Consider the following 16,754-nt stretch of genomic DNA (forward strand, 5'->3'; position numbering starts at 1 on the left):
TTGTGATCTGTTGTCCTGTTTTGGAATTGTCATTTGTTATATAAGTATTAAAAACAAATGACATGAGATCAGCATATTAAAAACGCTTTGTCAGGTAATTGTATTTTCTAATGGAAACTTTGAAATCAAAAAATGTTTCCTTAGTTTTGACCCGGAAAGTCAATGAGTCAAATAGAGAGAATATTACGCGGAAGCCTGGAATTATTTTTAAGGGCTGGGATCAAGAGCATTACAATGGATGATATAGCCAGGCATATTGGCATGTCAAAGAAAACCATATACCAGTTTTTTAAAGACAAAAATGAATTGGTTACAGCGGTGCTCAAAGGGCGGTTGAAAGAAGATGAGGATCAAATAAATGATATCATCGGTAAATCAAACGATGTAATAGAAGCGATGATCAATATGATGAAATGCTCCGAGGAAATATTTGCGGAGATGAACCCTACTGCGGTGCATGATATGCAAAAGTATCATCCGGAGGCCTGGGCCGAATTTCAAAAGTTTAAAGCAGAAGTATTGATCAGCACCATGGAAGAACTTTTAACAGAGGGAATGAAGCAGGGTTACATCCGTCAGGATATTGATGTGAAAATAATGGCAAGGATGCGGGTGAGCCAGATAGAGTTGGGCTTCAATACCGAGATTTTTCCAATTGGAGAGTTTAATACCTGGAAGGTACAGGTACAGTTCGAGGAGCATTTTAATTATGGTGTGTGTACCCTTAAGGGGTACAAGCTTTTAAACCAATATAAAAATATACACGAAGAATAAAAATATTGCTGACATAAGGTTGTCATTAGCTGACGTGACCTTTGATTGGTAAAACATAAATAACAAAGTAATAACCCAACTATAGTATATAAAATGAAATACTTACTTTTTACGGCAACTGTACTTTGCGCCATCGCCTTTAAAAGCTATGCGCAGGAAGCGCCACCTAATAACCAAACTTATAGTTTTAGCATTCAGGATTGTATCAATTACGCCTATGAACACCAGGATTCAGTTGTAAATGCAGGCCTTGATATCAAGAGTGCAGAATATAAGGTTAAAGAAACAAGAGGTATCGGGCTACCACAGATAAGCGGATCAGCCACTTTTCAGGATTATTTAAAAATTCCTACAACGTTGCTTCCCGGCGAAGTATTTGGCCAGCCCGCAGGTACTTTTATTCCTGTAAAGTTTGGGGTTAAGTATCAATCAAGTATTGGTGCAACAGCAGATCAGATACTTTTTGACGGGAGTTACCTGGTGGGTTTAAAAGCTTCCAGAACATATAAGGAGCTTTCTTTAAAAAACCTAACCCGTAATAAGATCCAAATTAGCGTAGCGGTTACCAAGGCTTACTATCAGATATTGGTTAGTAACGAACAATTAAGATTAACAGACGCTAACCTTAAGCAATTAAAGCAACAGTTTGATGAAACTACAGCTCAAAATAAGCAAGGAACGGTTGAAAAAATAGATGTAGATCGTATTGCGGTTCAGTATAACAATTTAGTAACCACCCGCGAAAATACCATCCGGTCTCTTGCTTTGAATTATCAGGTTTTGAAATTTCAAATGGGAATGCCTATAGAGAACAGTCTTTCTTTAAAGGATAAACTGGAGGATATTAAGTTGGACGATACCGCTGACCTGGCGGCCGATACTTCATTTTATCACAATCGCATTGAATACAGTTTATCGGAAACAGGTATTGCACTTAAAAAGCTCGATTTGAAGCGTCAGCAATCGCAATACTTACCAACGCTGAAAGCCAATGCAAGCTATACCTCATCTTATCAGAATAACAGCTTTGGTAATTTGTACAAAATGAACTTTCCTTCAAGCTACGTTGGACTAACTTTAAACATCCCCATATTTAATGGATGGCAACGCTTAAACCAGGTAAGGCAATCAAAAATTGCAGTTTTAAAATCGCAGAATGATTTAGAGAATTCAAAAAACGGGCTGAAGCTGGAAGCTAATAAAGCTAATGTTGCCTATGTTAATGGGATACAAAGCCTTAATAATCAAAAAAGAAATAGGGAATTAGCCGAAGAAGTGTTGCGTGTTTCTAAAATAAAATATCAACAGGGAGTTGGCTCAAGCCTGGAGGTAACGCAAGCTCAAACATCTCTTGATGATGCAAATGATAAATATATACAGGGACTCTATGATGCCTTAATAAGCAAAGTTGACCTGGACAAGGCATACGGCCGCATTAAATAAACAATTACTAAACCTACTATACGATATAAAAAAAGACATGAAAAAACTACTATACATACCGGCTTTCATTTTTTTGGCAGCTTGCTCTAATAAACCTAAGGACAAATCGGCTGAATTGGCCGACTTGAAAAAACAACAGGCCGATCTGAATTCAAAGATCATCAAATTGCAGGCCGAAGTTGGTTCAAAAGACTCATCTAAAACTACGGATGTAAGCACTATTGCTATAAAGCCAGCTCAGTTTACCAATTATGTTCAGATACAAGGTAAAATCGATGCTCAGGATAACGTAACAGCGTACCCGCAGGCTTCGGCTGTTATTACCGGCATATATGTAAAAGTAGGGCAGCACGTCAGTAAAGGACAAACATTGGCCCAACTTGATGATAATGTGCTGAGACAAAATATAGCACAGAATGAAGCTCAGGTTAATTTAAACCAAACATTATTCAATCGCCAAAAAAATCTTTGGGATCAAAAAATAGGTACCGAGGTGCAGTTTTTACAAGCGCAAACAACACTGCAAACAGCCAAAAAAGTTTTAGCCGGATTAAAACAACAAGCGAGCCAGTACCGCATTGTATCGCCTATTAGCGGAACTATTGATCAGATGGATCTTAAATTAGGTCAGGCGGCATCTCCGGGCCAAACAGGTATCCGTGTGGTGAACGCTGATGTTTTAAAAGTTAAAGCCGATGTGCCTGAATCTTATGCAGGCAGCGTAAATACAGGTAATGAAGTGAAAATATTAGTACCAGATGCGCAGGATTCATTAATTACCAAAGTAACTTTTGCTGCAAAGGTTATTGACCCAACATCACGCAGTTTTGGTGTGGAAATAAAATTACCTGTACGTAAAAGTTTGCGCCCAAACATGACGGCCATTATCCAGATAGCCAACTACTCCAAAGCTAACACCATTGTAGTGCCGATTAAAGCTATCCTGAAATCAGAAAATGGTGATTATGTTTATCTGAATCAAAATGGTACCGCTAAAAAAGTGAACGTTAAATCGGGTACAACTTATGGCGGCAACACCGAAATATTGTCGGGATTAAAAAGTGGTGATGAGTTGGTTACTGAAGGAGCTACTGAAATTGAGGATGGTGATAAAATCAAGGTATTACAGTCTGCTAACTAATTATAAAAGTTTGATCTGTTGATTATGAAAGATCTGAAAAAAGAATTTGGGCCCTCAAGTTGGGCCATCGATAACAAAACAGCCATATACGTACTCATATTTATGATTACGGTACTCGGGTTGATAAGCTACAATAACCTGCCAAAGGAAAACTTTCCGGATATAGCGATACCTAAAATTTATGTAACTACAACGTTTGTAGGCCAGTCGCCCCAAAACGTGGAAAACCTGGTGACCCGGCAGATAGAAAAAAAGTTAAAATCGTTAAAAGGGTTAAAAAAGGTTACTTCGAACTCGGTACAAAACGTATCCGTGATTACAGCCGAATTTAACACTGATGTAAAGACCAAAGATGCCAAGATAGATGTTAAGGACGCTGTAGACAAAGCTAAGCAGGATTTGCCCCAAAATGATGATAACTATAAAGAACCGATCATATCGGACATTAACGTGGCTGATCAGCCTATCTTATATATCAACATCTCTGGTGATTATGACCTGAAAAAACTAAAAGAGTATGCCGATATTTTAAAAGATGAGATTGAAAGTTACAAGGAGATCTCAAAAGTAGATGAAGTGGGAGCTTTAACACCTGAAATTCAGATTAATGTTGATTTGAATAAGATGGCGGCGGCACAAATAAGTTTTAGTGATATTACCCAGGCCGTTGGTAACGAAAATATATTACAGTCGGCAGGTACTATCAAAACTGATGGCGTACGCCGAAGTATTGATATTAAACAGGATTTTAAAAACGCCGACCAGGTGGCGGCTATGGTCATTCGTAACCCGAAAGGACAAGCAGTTTATTTAAAAGATATTGCTGAAATTAAGGATTCATTCCTAGAGCAGGAAAGTTATGCCCGCTTAAAAACCAACGATAACCCGAAATTTAAAAACGTAATTACCCTTAATGTAAGTAAAAGAGCAGGCGAAAACCTGATTGAAGCATCAGATAAAATTAACGAACTGATCAAACTGAAACAAAAAACGGTATTTCCTAAAGGGTTGGATATTGTAGTAACCGGTGATCAATCAGATAAAACACGTACCACCCTTAATGACCTGATCAATACTATAGTGATCGGTTTTATACTGGTTACTGTTATCCTGATGTTTTTTATGGGTACCACCAATGCCATATTTGTGGCGCTTTCGGTTCCGCTGTCATGCTTCATCGCGTTTTTGGTGATGCCGGCTATCGGGTTCACGCTAAACATGATTGTGTTGTTCTCTTTCTTGCTGGCATTAGGTATTGTGGTGGATGATGCCATTGTGGTGATCGAGAATACGCATCGTATTTTCGCTAACGGTAAGGTACCTATTAAACAAGCCGCGAAAATGGCGGCAGGCGAAGTGTTTTTGCCTGTATTTTCTGGAACAATGACCACACTGGCACCGTTTGTACCCTTAGCCTTCTGGAATAGTATTATCGGGCATTTTATGTTCTTTTTGCCTATTACCCTGATCATTACTTTGTTGGCATCTTTGGTTGTGGCTTATATTATCAATCCTGTTTTCGCGGTTGATTTTATGAAACCACATCATGATGGCGAACACGATAATCCCAAATTTGATAAAAAAACCGTGCGGGCCCTCATATACCTGGCTGTAGCCGCGGTATTGGGCTATCTGATGAATATAGGTATCGGTAATTTGGTGGTATTTGTGATGGCGCTGTACCTGTTAAACCATTTCGTTCTGCTTAGAGTGATAGACAGGTTTCAGAAGAATGCCTGGCCAAAATTTAAAGACTGGTACGCCAGATGGCTTGAAAAGGCTGTTAAAAGACCGGTTACCATGCTTATGGGAACAATTGGCTTGTTTATCCTGTCCATTGTTTTATTGGCAACGCTGGGCAAAACGCCGGAGTTTTTCCCTTCCGGCGACCCTAACTTTGCCTACGTGTATATAACCATGCCTATTGGTACCGACCAGGCTACAACCAACGAGGTAACCAGGAAAATTGAGGAACGCGTAGCCAAGGTAGTTGAACCTTACAAAGGTGTGGTATCATCCATTATTTCAAATGTTACTAAAGGAGTAACTGATCCTTCAGACGAGGACCAGGGCGATTACGAGAATAAGGGTAAGGTGACTGTTGCCTTTGTAGAGTTCGGAAAAAGGAATGGGCAGGATACTAAAGTGGCTCTGGCTAAAATACGCGAGGCGGTACAAGGCTTGCCAGGTGTTAAAATTGCCGTTGCGCAGGAAGCCAGCGGCCCTCCGGTACAAAAGGATATTAGTATTGAAATTATTGGCGATAACCTGGATACATTAGTTGCTACCGGTAACCGTTTAAAGACCTACCTCAATAAACAAAATATTGCCGGTATAGAAAATCTTGTTGCTGACGTACAAAGTGATAAACCAGAAGTTGTATTCGACATTGACCGGGAACGCGCCAATCGCGAGGGCATAACCTCTGGCCAAATAACACAGAACCTGGTTACCGCAGTATTAGGTTGGAAAGCTGCTGACTTCAGAAACACAAAAGAGGATGATTATCAGATAAAGGTAAGGGCGCTGGAAAGTCAGCGGGGTAATCTTGATGAACTACGTAACTTAAAAATAACCTATCGCGATTTAGCTACAGGTGGCGCCATACGCCAGGTGCCAATTTCGGCATTCTCTGATATCCGCTATACTACTACTTACAGTAATATTAAGCGTAAACAACAGCGAAGAGTACTTACATTAGGATCAAATGTTATAAAACCTTTTAACCCTAACGAAGTAAATGCTAATATTTTGCAGGCTATCAATAATTTTAAAAAGCCCGATAATATAAGCATCAGACAGGGCGGTGGCCAGGAGGATCAGGCAGAGGCGATGAACTTCCTATTAGGAGCTTTGGCCACATCGTTTGGGTTGATATTGATCATTCTTATGATCCAGTTTAACTCGATCGGTAAAACATTCATCATCATCAGCGAAATTTTCCTGAGTATTATTGGGGTATTCCTGGGGGTGAGTATCTTCGGTATGACCATGTCTATCGTTATGACGGGTATAGGTATCATTGCCCTTGCAGGTGTGGTAGTGCGTAATGGTATATTGCTGGTTGAGTTTACGGATATGCTCATCGACCAGGGGGCCAATTTGCATGATGCTGTGGTAGAAGCAGGGCACACCCGTATGACCCCGGTATTGCTAACCGCAACCGCGGCCATATTAGGCTTGATACCACTGGCTGTAGGCTTTAATATCGACTTTGTGGGATTGTTTACACACTTTAAACCACATATTCACTTTGGTGGCGATAACGTAGCTTTCTGGGGGCCATTAGCCTGGACAATGATATTCGGACTTGGGTTCGCGACAGTCATTACCCTGATCCTGGTGCCATGTATGTACATCATCAGGTATAACATGAAAGCTTATTTCTTTGGTAAAAAGTCGGTTGAACCTCACAAAGAGGTTTTGGAAACCGAAACTGTATAATTAAGTATAAAAATAAAAAGGGGCTGTATCATTAATCAATGATGATACAGCCCCTTTTCTGTTTAAAAACAATTGGGTTAGTTCCGATCTTTTGGCTGAACGTATTTTTCCAGATCGCCTAAGTCATTTCTGGTTTTTGGTAAACTACCCGGATAGTTTTGCTGTATAAAGGTGATCAGATTTTCACGAATGTAACAACGCAGGTCAAACGCATCAGAGGATGTACGCGAGCTCATGAGTACCCTGATCTCGATAACACGCTCTTTTACATCGGTTACCTGTACTACCTTTACTCGTTTATCCCATAAGGGAGTTTTTATGATCAGTCGCTCAAACTCATCTCTGATAGCATTTATTGGTACGGTGTAATCCATATATAAAAATACGGTACCCAGAATATCGGCAGATGTACGCGTCCAGTTTTGAAAGGGTTTTTGTATAAAATAGTTAATGGGTAAAATAAGCCGGCGTTCATCCCATATTTTTAAAACAACATAGGTAAGCGTAATTTCTTCCACACGGCCCCATTCACCTTCAACCACCAGCACATCATCAATGCGTATAGGTTGTGTAAACGCGATCTGGAAACCGGCTAATAAATTACCCAGCGAGTTCTGGGCTGCAAAACCCACAATAATACCACCTATACCAACGCCGGTTAACAGCCCTGTGCCTATCTTACGCATACTCTCAAAACTCAGCAGGATGATGGCTATGGTCACAAAAACAATAACCACCACCAAAAGCTTGCGCATAAACTGTATCTGTGTGCGTATTTTGCGCTCTTTTAAATTATCGGCTTTATTCAGATCATAAGTATGGTATATATAATCTTCCAGTATCCTTACAGATCTGACTAATATGCCGGCAAAGGAAATGGTTAGTAATATTTCAATGGTCTTATCGAGTGGGGCCACATAAATCTTATCCATCCGCATAAACGGAATGAATAGGTTGAGCAGAAAAAGTGGAATAAAATAGGTAATAGCCCTGCCCAGGTTAATGATCACCGACCTGAAAAAAGAATAAGAGGTTTCTTTTTTGGCGTATACCTTGAAAAGATTGGTGACTATAAACTTGATAATAAGTCCTACTAAAATAGCTATTACCGCAATGGCCAGGTCCCATATGATGGAGGGGACGCGTTGCGATAACTCGAGCAAACCGGGAGGTAATCTATTTTCCATGTTTATAGCAGATGTGTTTATGAAATCTACTTTGAAAATAGTTAGAATGTAAAATTGTTTTAGCAATAACGCATGTAACAGGCCTCGGTACTTATATTTATAGAATTTTTGATAGTTTTGTTAAAAAAGTCAGGAATTGTGACCTGACTTTAGTTTATATAATAATTTATAGATCAAATGGCTACAGGCAATGACCATCAGGATATAAAGCGGGAGAAAATTTTAGACGCCTCTCATCAACGGTTTTTACATTATGGTTATTCAAAAACTACCATGAATGAAATTGCCGGTGACCTGTCAATGTCAAAAGCATTGCTTTATTACTACTTTCCTGATAAAAGCCAGTTGTACATTGCAGTAATGCGTAAACTGGCCAATGATTACATCAAAAACCTGGAAGATAATATTGACACTTTTGCTAATTTAAAAGACGCTTTTGTTTTTCAGATAAATACCAATCACGATTTTATTGTAAGCAATTACAATTTCTTTGATTTTTTCAGGCTTAATGAACAAAACCTTCCGGATACCATTTGGGAGATAGTGGAGCAGGTTCACCTTGCCGAACTGAATTTATTGAGCAGAGCCATCAAAACCGAAATAGAACGGGGAGCTATTAAACCTTTAGAAAACCCTGAGGAAATAGTTGACCTGTTATTGGATGCTTTGCATGGTATTAAAGTTAGCGCCGTATCGCAAAAGAAAATAAACTTCCCGCGTAAAGAACATCTGGAAGAAATACATACCAAAAGATTATTGCTGATAGATATTTTTATAAAAGGCTTGATGTATTAAGTCATCCGTAACTAATGAAGCTGATTTACTGTCAGTTATTGGTCAAAAGATAGATAAACAAACAATCACGAGAGTTATTATAGATAACTTTGAGTGTACAAATAATCAGGGCTATTTTAATTAATACCTTGATTATTGAAAGCTACTTCCTATTTAATAAGAGGTGATTGTTTTAGAGTGATTTAGCAGAATGGATATACTCCATTCTGCTTTTTTTATTTCCTGATCCCCTTAAATAAGTTTTTCCATTGCCCCTTACAAGAGTAATAGCCAATGATTAGACATTTGCCTAAAAGGGTGTCATGCTGAGCTCCGTCGAAGCATGGTGGGCAGGCCTCTGCGCTCCCCCCTTCGACGGGGCTCAGGGTGACAACCCCGCTTTTTGTGATATTATTGATGTACTATGTCTTATGATGGGCTATTACCTTTGCAAGTTGTCTGTGAGGACACAGACAACTTGCAAAATCAAGACATTAGCTTTAAGCTTTGTGCATTCTGCTTTTAGCTTCAATATAAATGATTCCAGATAAAGTTATTGTTGTTTTGTTCCCTCGTCATGAATAAGCTGATGTTGAAGTAATACGACCGATCGACCGTCTATCTGTATAGTATCTTCCGCTTTAAATGTTCGTGTTGCACCCTTATCAGCAGGGTTGGCCGTATCAATCAGGAGTTCCCAATCATAGGCGTATTCCTGGTGAGGCAGTTTATAACTCAAGGGTTCGTCATGGGCGTTAAAGATGATGTAAAAACTATCATCAACAACTTTATCACCTTCTGCATTAACGCTATGCAAGCCCAATCCATTTAAAAATACGGCCACTGATTTGGCAAAATCATGACTCCAGTTATCATCGTTCATTTCAGAACCGTCGGGCAAAAACCAGGCTATATCGGCAATACCGTCATCTTTAATAGATTGCCCGTTGAACCAGTTTTTACGTGAAAAGGCAGCATGTTCTTTTCGTAAATTAATAAGTTTGCGGGTGAAAGTATATAGTTCCTTGTCCTGATTTTGCCAGTTTACCCATGAAATTTCATTATCCTGGCAGTAGGAGTTATTATTTCCCTGCTGAGTTCTGCCTATTTCATCACCGGCAACAATCATCGGTACCCCCTGTGAAAGGAAAAGCGTTGTTAAAAAATTCCTTTTTTGCTTGGCGCGTAAGTTATTAATGATATTATCAACGGTTGGGCCTTCAACCCCGCAGTTCCATGACCGGTTATGGCTTTCTCCGTCGTTATTGTCTTCTCCATTGGCTTCATTATGTTTTTCGTTGTAGGAGACCAGATCGGTTAGCGTAAAGCCATCATGAGCAGTAATAAAATTGATACTGGCGGTTGGTCTTCTGTATGATTTGTACAGGTCGGAACTGCCGGTTATACGGTTTGCAAATTCGGCCAGGGTGCTTTCAGCTCCGCTCCAGTAATCCCGGATGCAATCACGGTATTTACCATTCCACTCGGCCCAGCCGGCGGGAAATTTACCAACCTGATACCCGCCTTCACCAAGATCCCAGGGCTCGGCAATTAACTTAACCCGTGATATGGTAGGGTCCTGGTGTATGATGTCAAAAAACGCGCTTAAACGGTTCACCTCATGCAGTTCGCGGGCCAGGGTAGCCGCCAGATCAAAACGGAAGCCATCAACATGCATTTCTTCTATCCAGTAACGAAGGCTATCCATCATCAACCGCAACGCATTGGGTAAATTGGCATTCAGCGTGTTACCTGTGCCGGTATAGTCCATGTAATATCTTTTGTCGTCATCCACCAGGCGATAGTAGGATACATTATCTATCCCCCTGAATGATAAAGTAGGCCCCATATGGCTGCCTTCGCCGGTATGGTTATATACTACATCCAGAATAACCTCTATACCGGCCTTATGCAATTCCTTAACCATGTTTTTGAATTCGGTAACCTGTTCGCCCAGTACACTGCATGAAGCATAACGTGCGTCTGGAGCAAAAAAGCCAATGGTATTATAGCCCCAGTAATTGGTCAACCCTTCATCAACAAGGTGCCTGTCGGAAAGAAAATCGTGTACCGGCATCAATTCAACTGCGGTAATACCCAGGTCTTTTAAATAGGCAATAGCTATCGGGTGTGCCATACCCGCGTATGTTCCCCTGATGTTTTCAGGTATGCCGGGATGAAGCTTGGTGAACCCTTTTACATGAGCCTCATATATGATCGACCTGTAGTATGGGATATTGGGGCTTTTATCATCTCCCCAATCAAAATTATGATCAATTACTACGGATTTAGGAATAAAGGCGGCACTATTTGTTTTGCTAAAACTAAGATCTTCTTCCGGGCTGCCAACTTCATATCCAAATAAAGAGTCGTTCCAATTAATCGTTCCCGCAATGGCTTTTGCATATGGATCAACCAATAATTTGTTGGGGTTAAAACGATGACCCTTCTCTGGTTCATATGGCCCATATACCCGGAAACCATATAATTGCCCCGGTTTTAAATCTGGTATATAAATGTGCCATATCAATTCGGAATATTCGGTGATGGGTATTTGTGCCGATTCTACCTCATCATGAACACCATTAAATAAACAAAGATCGACCCCGGTAGCATTTTCAGAATAAAGTGTAAAGTTAACTCCTTCGCCATCCCAGATAGCACCAAGTGGAAATGGTTTTCCGGGATATGTTACTATTTTCATTAGTGTAATTTGTTTTTTAATGGCAATGAAGCTATCATGAGCCGGGTTATATATTCCGGTTGGTGAGCTTTAGCTCATGATGGTTTCATAAGTGTATTTAGCTGTCAGTACTTTCAAATTGAAATTAAAGAAAATTGTTTTAAGCATAGCCATGTTTCCCGGTATTAAACATGATTGTGTAAAAACAGCGTCAAAGTATTACTTTATTTTTAAATAACTTAATTAGTAATTGATTGTTAATATTGGGCTATGTAAATTTGTTTATCTATACCAATAAACCTATGAACAAGAAAATATTTATTGTGGAGGACGATGCCGATCTGTCCGAAGCTATACAACTAATTCTGCGGGAGGAGGGTTACGATACCGCTGCTTCCCTGGATAAAAATTCAATAAAGGGAGTCATATTACACATGCCCGACCTGGTACTGGTTGATAACAGACTAAAAGATGGCTTTGGCAGTGAGTTATGCGTGTCTATCAAAAATCATCCTTTAACCAGTCATATCCCGGTGGTGTTGATATCAGGATGGGCAAATCTGGCAGATACTGCCCGTGATTGCGGGGCGGATGCTTACCTGAGTAAGCCCTTTGAAATGACCCAACTGATTGAAGCAGTAGATAAACATCTGAAACATTTGGTTTAATTATTGATTAAGTAAGATTGACGTTTAGTGATCAAAATTGATCGCTTTTTATAGCCTGTAATTTGTAATGCTCGTAGTTTTTAAGTTCTATCGCGTTGGCAGCCTCATCTACAGTCCGTTGCATTTCTTTTAGGAAACTTTTAAATACCTTTTCTTTCCAGGGCAGTTGAAGCAATAATCGCAGCATGGAAGTTTGCAACCACAATTGACTTTTTGACTTAGCCACCATCTCTTTTAAAACAGTTAACCCTAACTGCTGATTGGCTTTCACAAACCATCTCATTTGACTCTCGTAATTGGCAAATGCCGCCTGATGATTACCGGGCGAGGCCGCGAGTTCACCGGCTAGTATATAAGCGCCAACCAAGGCGAGGCTGCTGCCCTGGCCAGAGGCAGGAGAGGGACAATAACCGGCATCGCCAAGCAGTACTACACGACCGTTGGACAAACTTTCTGTTTTTACCTGGCTAATGGCGTCGAAGTAAAAGTCGGGCGTATCATGAATGGCATCCAGGATTTTGGAGATGGCTGGTCCTTCATTTTTAAAATGATCAATCACCATTTGTTTTTGCCGAGTTATATCGCGATGATCATATTCCGTAGCTGGTGCAGCAAACATCAATAAGGCTTTGGCCTCCTGGTCCTTACCTGTGCTGTATATATTTACAATTTTACCTACAGCCGGGTAACTCAGCTCCCAGTGATCGAGGTTAAAATAGTTGGGAATGGTGAAAATGGATACAAAATATCCCAGATGATCAACAGATATCTTTTCCTTATCAAAAGCTAAGCCGCGCACATTTGATCGTAAGCCATCGGCAGCAACAAGCAGGTTAAATTCACGTTGTTCGCCATCTTTAAGGGTAACGGTTACGTATTCATCGGTTTGTGTTATGGCTGTAATAGCATCATCAAAAATATATTTCGTTTGGTCTTTTGTTTCGTCATAAAGTATGCCCGAGAGTTCGCCCCGCATAATCTCTATGTCGGTATCCTGCCGCATGCCAAATATATTGGGATCATTCAGGTCGGCATATCGTTTCCCGTTGGCATCTATCATGGATGAGCCGCGCATGGCCGTATTTAATTCCTTCACCTGGTTTAAAATACCCATACGCCGAGCTACATCTGTAGCCACCCCGCGAAGGTCGATGCGATAACCTCCTTTACGCAGTTCAGGTGCCTTTTCAATAACGGTAACATTAAACCCATATTGGTTTAGCCAATAGGCCAGGGCAGGGCCGGCTATGCTTGCGCCTGATATTAAAATATTCCTGTTGTTTAAGTCGTTGTTCATCATAGGTCATCAAATAACAGGTCAAATATGATGAGGTAGCGAAGTTTTTTTTAATGGATTTCGGTCAAATGCCCTAAATTATCGGTGAATACGGGCAAAGTTAAATTGAAATTATTTAAACAGCGATGACTTTATAATCACCAGGGTTTTATAGGTTTGTTATCACAATGGAAAAACAGGATCTTTTAAGGATGCAGGTTGATAAGGAATTGAAAGATTCCTTTGCCATCAATTATTTGCACGATCATGTTTTTGAAACCTCAACTGTTTGCAGGATCAATTATCACCGCGTTTTTATAATTAAACAAGGAAGCGGCACCCTCCGGATAGATGACAATGTTTATCCAATCTCAGGTAACGAACTGTTTTTATTGGCCAAAGGGCAGTTATATTCCTTTGAGGAGGGAGCTACTATAACCGGCTACGAGCTTTCTTTCGGTGATTGTTTTTGGGAAAAAGCTCCGGATAGTGCCAGCAATTGTAAAGCGGTGCTGTTTAATAATGCCGCGGACAACCAGCAATTGCCCTTGAATAGTGCTGATCACTCAGAATTGGATATCCTGTTTCATACCCTTTACCTGGAGTTTTTAAAAGATGATTATCCTAATAAGCTGGATGCAATGGCCGCTTATTTAAAGATCATCATGATCAAGATAGCCAATGTGAACGCCTCACTTGCCCGTGGCTATGATAGTTATGAAAACCAGGTTTACCGGCAATACCTGGAGCTGGTGAGCAGCCAGTATCAAAGCACGCATGAGGTAGCCGATTTTGCCCGTCAGCTGGGAATTCCGGCACGTAAACTGTCTGATCTGTGCAGGCGTTGTAGTGGTAAAGGCGCCAAGGATATCATTAACGGACAAATCATCGCCGAAGCCAAACGTTCCCTGCAATTCTCGTCCAAACCGGTTAAGGAGATCGCCTATCATCTTAATTTTTCAACGCCCGATCAGTTCAGTCACTTTTTTAAGAAAAATACGCTGATATCACCCAATGATTACCGCGACCGCTTTGTAAATATTGGCATGTGATCAACCGTTTTTAACATTTACCGGGACACATAGCACAGCTAATTTTGCTGATATAAAATCAATAAAATTATGTCTGTAAATAAAGTGAAAACAATTGCCGGGATCACCATCCCCGATAGTACTATCGCCACCCAGGCCACCGAGCTTTTATTAGAGCATGGTACCGAATTTATCTATAACCATTCGCTCAGGGTATTCCTTTTTTCATCGCTGAACGGAAATCGCAATAACTTACCGTATGATGCCGAACTGTTATACGTGAGCTCGGTATTTCACGACCTGGGTTTAACCAAACATTATAGCAGTCCCGATCTGCGTTTTGAAGTAGATGGCGCCAATGCCGCCCGCGATTTTCTGAAAAGTCATGGACTGCCCAAGGAATCCTTACAACTGGTTTGGGATACCATCGCCCTGCACACCACCATCGGCATTGCCGAGCACAAAGAGCCCGAAGTAGCCCTGATGTATTCGGGGGTAGGTCTGGATGTCATGGGTGAGGGTTATGAAAACCTGAGCACTGAAAACAGGGAAGAGATCATCCATGCCTTTCCGCGTAATGATTTTAAGAAAAATATTATCCCAACTTTCTTCAGCGGCTTTGAGCATAAAACGGAAACCACCTTTGGCAATATCAAGGCCGATGTGTGCGCCTATATGATCCCGAACTTTCACCGCAAAAATTTCTGTGATTGTATTTTGCATTCGCCATGGAGTGAGTAAGGGGGGAAATAATTATCGAATAACAACCCCATATGTCATTGCGAGGAGGAACGACGAAGCAATCTCATCGCGTTCAATATGCAAGCGAGGAGATTGCCACGCTGCGCTCGCAATGACATATTTTATAATTTATTTATTGACTCAGGTGTTTGAAATTCTCTCACCATTAATCATATTTTAATTAAATATTTATTCAGGACAGTAGTTTTGTGCTATACCCCACTTCGCAAACCTGTTTAAAAACCTGGATAATGAATCTACCCGTATTAATTCTAAAAAGAGTTTATGGCTGCACTATGGTGGCAGCCCTGTTGTTTATCTGCTTGCTTAGTAAGGCTACCCCGCTTCCTGATCGCGGTGATTATCAATTCGACAAAAAAATATCGCGCAAGGTATTGGAAAACTATCTCGACCGTTCCATTACTATACAAAGCTTGCTGGTAGGCAAGGGCAATTTTGACGATAACCTGCGCATGATTAAAAATATTGGCGCAAAATTTATCGGTCGGGCTGTTTGCCAGTGGGGCGGGGAAGATGAGATCACCCAGAATCTGGTCAAAGAAAAGGAACTGGCAGCTAAGGTACATGCAGCCGACGCTGACATTATTTTACAAGCCTGCATCTTCGAGATCGTAACTCCCAAAGTAGAGCAACTACCCATACCCGCATGGGCCTTTGAGGCATTGGGCATACCGGTACAAAATCGGAATTTTAGCTATGCCGATATGCTGTATCCCAACGGTAAATTTAAAGGTCAATGGGGCAGGGGCTCCGTACCCGATGTAAGCAGGACCGAAACCAAATTATTCTTCTATTTTCTGGCTAAATCATATATCGACGCCGGTATCGAAGGGATTCATTTCGGGCAAGTAGAGCTGATGAATAAAAATGATCCTAACCTGGATAATTACGCACAGATACTGACCCTGATCCGCGCTTATGCCAACAAACATGCCCGCAGGCATATGATCATTTGCGATTCGCATGTACCCAGCGGAGGTTTTGTACGCAATGGCAAGCTTTTGATGGATGTTCATGCCTTTCCGCTCCGCATTATGGAAACTTCAGGCAAACCCGAGGAGGCTACATTGCAGGTAGGTCATACCGATGCGCTTTACCTGCGTAGCAAGGGCGGCATTACGCCCAGCGGCTGGACCTGCGAACATCTGCCATACCTGGTGGAGTTTGATAACTATGGGGTGAGTAAAAAGCCCGGGCAGGAAAACGCTGGTGACATCCCTTTTTGGGTTTGGGGGTATGACGAGATCAGCTGGTTCGCTCATCAGAATAAGACATACCGCACCCAATGGCTCCATTATGCGTACGACTGGCTTAAGAAAACCGACCCGAACGGTCACCTGGAAATGCCCGGCGGCAGGCAAACCACATCACCTATTGATAAAAAACGCTGGTATTATGCCAATAATCCCGGCACCGAAGTACCCGACGGGCATGGTGATGAGGATACTATACGGGATATTTGGGTTAAAGGCAAATAAGATAAAAAGGCTGTCATGCTGAGCACCGTCGAAGCATGGTGGGTGGACCTCTGCGCTCTACCCTTCGACGGAGCTCAGGGTGACAGGCCTTTC

Annotated in this window: 12 protein-coding genes; 9 read left to right on the plus strand and 3 right to left on the minus strand. The window is 41.1% G+C overall.

Going from position 1 to position 16,754, the window contains the following annotated elements; all coding sequences use genetic code 11:
- Window positions 1–162: 162 nt before the first annotated feature.
- The 4 genes from BLR84_RS20750 to BLR84_RS20765 all read left to right on the plus strand — a co-directional run bounded on the left by BLR84_RS20750 (window position 163) and on the right by BLR84_RS20765 (window position 6,802).
- Window positions 163–774 (plus strand): TetR/AcrR family transcriptional regulator, encoded by a 612-nt coding sequence (locus tag BLR84_RS20750; protein WP_090471964.1) that lies wholly within the window; start codon window positions 163–165, stop codon window positions 772–774.
- A gap of 93 nt (window positions 775–867) precedes the next feature.
- Window positions 868–2,217 carry a TolC family protein gene (locus tag BLR84_RS20755; protein WP_090471966.1) on the plus strand — a complete coding sequence of 450 codons (1,350 nt, stop codon included), beginning with the start codon at window positions 868–870 and terminating at the stop codon, window positions 2,215–2,217.
- Between the two features lie 37 nt (window positions 2,218–2,254).
- Entirely contained in the window at window positions 2,255–3,358 is a 1,104-nt protein-coding gene (locus BLR84_RS20760; protein ID WP_090471967.1) for an efflux RND transporter periplasmic adaptor subunit, read from the plus strand.
- Window positions 3,359–3,382: 24 nt separating this feature from the next.
- Window positions 3,383–6,802, plus strand: coding sequence for an efflux RND transporter permease subunit (locus BLR84_RS20765; protein ID WP_090471969.1), 3,420 nt, complete (start codon window positions 3,383–3,385; stop codon window positions 6,800–6,802).
- Between the two features lie 77 nt (window positions 6,803–6,879).
- On the opposite strand, the gene BLR84_RS20770 is transcribed toward BLR84_RS20765, so the two are convergent.
- A complete protein-coding gene (locus tag BLR84_RS20770) occupies window positions 6,880–7,989 on the minus strand; it encodes a mechanosensitive ion channel family protein (protein WP_090471971.1) in 1,110 nt (369 codons plus the stop codon).
- Between the two features lie 177 nt (window positions 7,990–8,166).
- On the opposite strand from BLR84_RS20770, the gene BLR84_RS20775 reads away from it, so the two are divergent.
- Window positions 8,167–8,784, plus strand: coding sequence for a TetR/AcrR family transcriptional regulator (locus BLR84_RS20775; RefSeq protein WP_090471973.1), 618 nt, complete (start codon window positions 8,167–8,169; stop codon window positions 8,782–8,784).
- 532 nt (window positions 8,785–9,316) lie between these two features.
- Here the strand turns inward: BLR84_RS20775 and glgX are convergent.
- Window positions 9,317–11,467 carry a glycogen debranching protein GlgX gene (gene glgX / locus BLR84_RS20785; protein ID WP_090471977.1) on the minus strand — a complete coding sequence of 717 codons (2,151 nt, stop codon included), beginning with the start codon at window positions 11,465–11,467 and terminating at the stop codon, window positions 9,317–9,319.
- 281 nt (window positions 11,468–11,748) lie between these two features.
- On the opposite strand from glgX, the gene BLR84_RS20790 reads away from it, so the two are divergent.
- Window positions 11,749–12,114 carry a response regulator transcription factor gene (locus tag BLR84_RS20790; protein ID WP_143013958.1) on the plus strand — a complete coding sequence of 122 codons (366 nt, stop codon included), beginning with the start codon at window positions 11,749–11,751 and terminating at the stop codon, window positions 12,112–12,114.
- A gap of 31 nt (window positions 12,115–12,145) precedes the next feature.
- On the opposite strand, the gene BLR84_RS20795 is transcribed toward BLR84_RS20790, so the two are convergent.
- Window positions 12,146–13,414 (minus strand): FAD-dependent monooxygenase, encoded by a 1,269-nt coding sequence (locus tag BLR84_RS20795; protein ID WP_218128404.1) that lies wholly within the window; start codon window positions 13,412–13,414, stop codon window positions 12,146–12,148.
- A 164-nt stretch (window positions 13,415–13,578) separates the two neighbouring features.
- Between BLR84_RS20795 and BLR84_RS20800 the strand changes: the two genes are divergently transcribed.
- From BLR84_RS20800 to BLR84_RS20810, 3 genes are all read left to right on the plus strand, one after another.
- The gene (locus BLR84_RS20800; RefSeq protein WP_090471983.1) at window positions 13,579–14,442 is read left to right on the plus strand and encodes an AraC family transcriptional regulator; all 864 of its coding nucleotides are present in this window, start codon (window positions 13,579–13,581) and stop codon (window positions 14,440–14,442) included.
- A gap of 69 nt (window positions 14,443–14,511) precedes the next feature.
- Complete coding sequence (locus BLR84_RS20805; RefSeq protein ID WP_090471985.1) at window positions 14,512–15,162, plus strand: HD domain-containing protein; 651 nt, start codon at window positions 14,512–14,514, stop codon at window positions 15,160–15,162.
- Between the two features lie 251 nt (window positions 15,163–15,413).
- The gene (locus BLR84_RS20810) at window positions 15,414–16,661 is read left to right on the plus strand and encodes a hypothetical protein (RefSeq protein WP_218128406.1); all 1,248 of its coding nucleotides are present in this window, start codon (window positions 15,414–15,416) and stop codon (window positions 16,659–16,661) included.
- The last annotated feature ends 93 nt before the right edge of the window (window positions 16,662–16,754 follow it).

Origin of the sequence: Mucilaginibacter sp. OK268 (genome assembly GCF_900103125.1) — a bacterium.
Taxonomy (GTDB): Bacteria; Bacteroidota; Bacteroidia; order Sphingobacteriales; family Sphingobacteriaceae; genus Mucilaginibacter.

What these genes read in the sequence shown, in the direction of transcription:
- BLR84_RS20765 (WP_090471969.1), top strand. Translation starts at nt 3,383, where the DNA reads ATGAAAGATCTGAAAAAAGAATTTGGGCCCTCAAGTTGGGCCATCGAT.
- BLR84_RS20810 (WP_218128406.1), top strand. Translation starts at nt 15,414, where the DNA reads ATGAATCTACCCGTATTAATTCTAAAAAGAGTTTATGGCTGCACTATG.
- glgX (WP_090471977.1), bottom strand. Translation starts at nt 11,467, where the DNA reads ATGAAAATAGTAACATATCCCGGAAAACCATTTCCACTTGGTGCTATC.
- BLR84_RS20770 (WP_090471971.1), bottom strand. Translation starts at nt 7,989, where the DNA reads ATGGAAAATAGATTACCTCCCGGTTTGCTCGAGTTATCGCAACGCGTC.
- BLR84_RS20755 (WP_090471966.1), top strand. Translation starts at nt 868, where the DNA reads ATGAAATACTTACTTTTTACGGCAACTGTACTTTGCGCCATCGCCTTT.
- BLR84_RS20760 (WP_090471967.1), top strand. Translation starts at nt 2,255, where the DNA reads ATGAAAAAACTACTATACATACCGGCTTTCATTTTTTTGGCAGCTTGC.
- BLR84_RS20790 (WP_143013958.1), top strand. Translation starts at nt 11,749, where the DNA reads ATGAACAAGAAAATATTTATTGTGGAGGACGATGCCGATCTGTCCGAA.
- BLR84_RS20800 (WP_090471983.1), top strand. Translation starts at nt 13,579, where the DNA reads ATGGAAAAACAGGATCTTTTAAGGATGCAGGTTGATAAGGAATTGAAA.
- BLR84_RS20750 (WP_090471964.1), top strand. Translation starts at nt 163, where the DNA reads ATGAGTCAAATAGAGAGAATATTACGCGGAAGCCTGGAATTATTTTTA.
- BLR84_RS20775 (WP_090471973.1), top strand. Translation starts at nt 8,167, where the DNA reads ATGGCTACAGGCAATGACCATCAGGATATAAAGCGGGAGAAAATTTTA.
- BLR84_RS20795 (WP_218128404.1), bottom strand. Translation starts at nt 13,414, where the DNA reads ATGATGAACAACGACTTAAACAACAGGAATATTTTAATATCAGGCGCA.
- BLR84_RS20805 (WP_090471985.1), top strand. Translation starts at nt 14,512, where the DNA reads ATGTCTGTAAATAAAGTGAAAACAATTGCCGGGATCACCATCCCCGAT.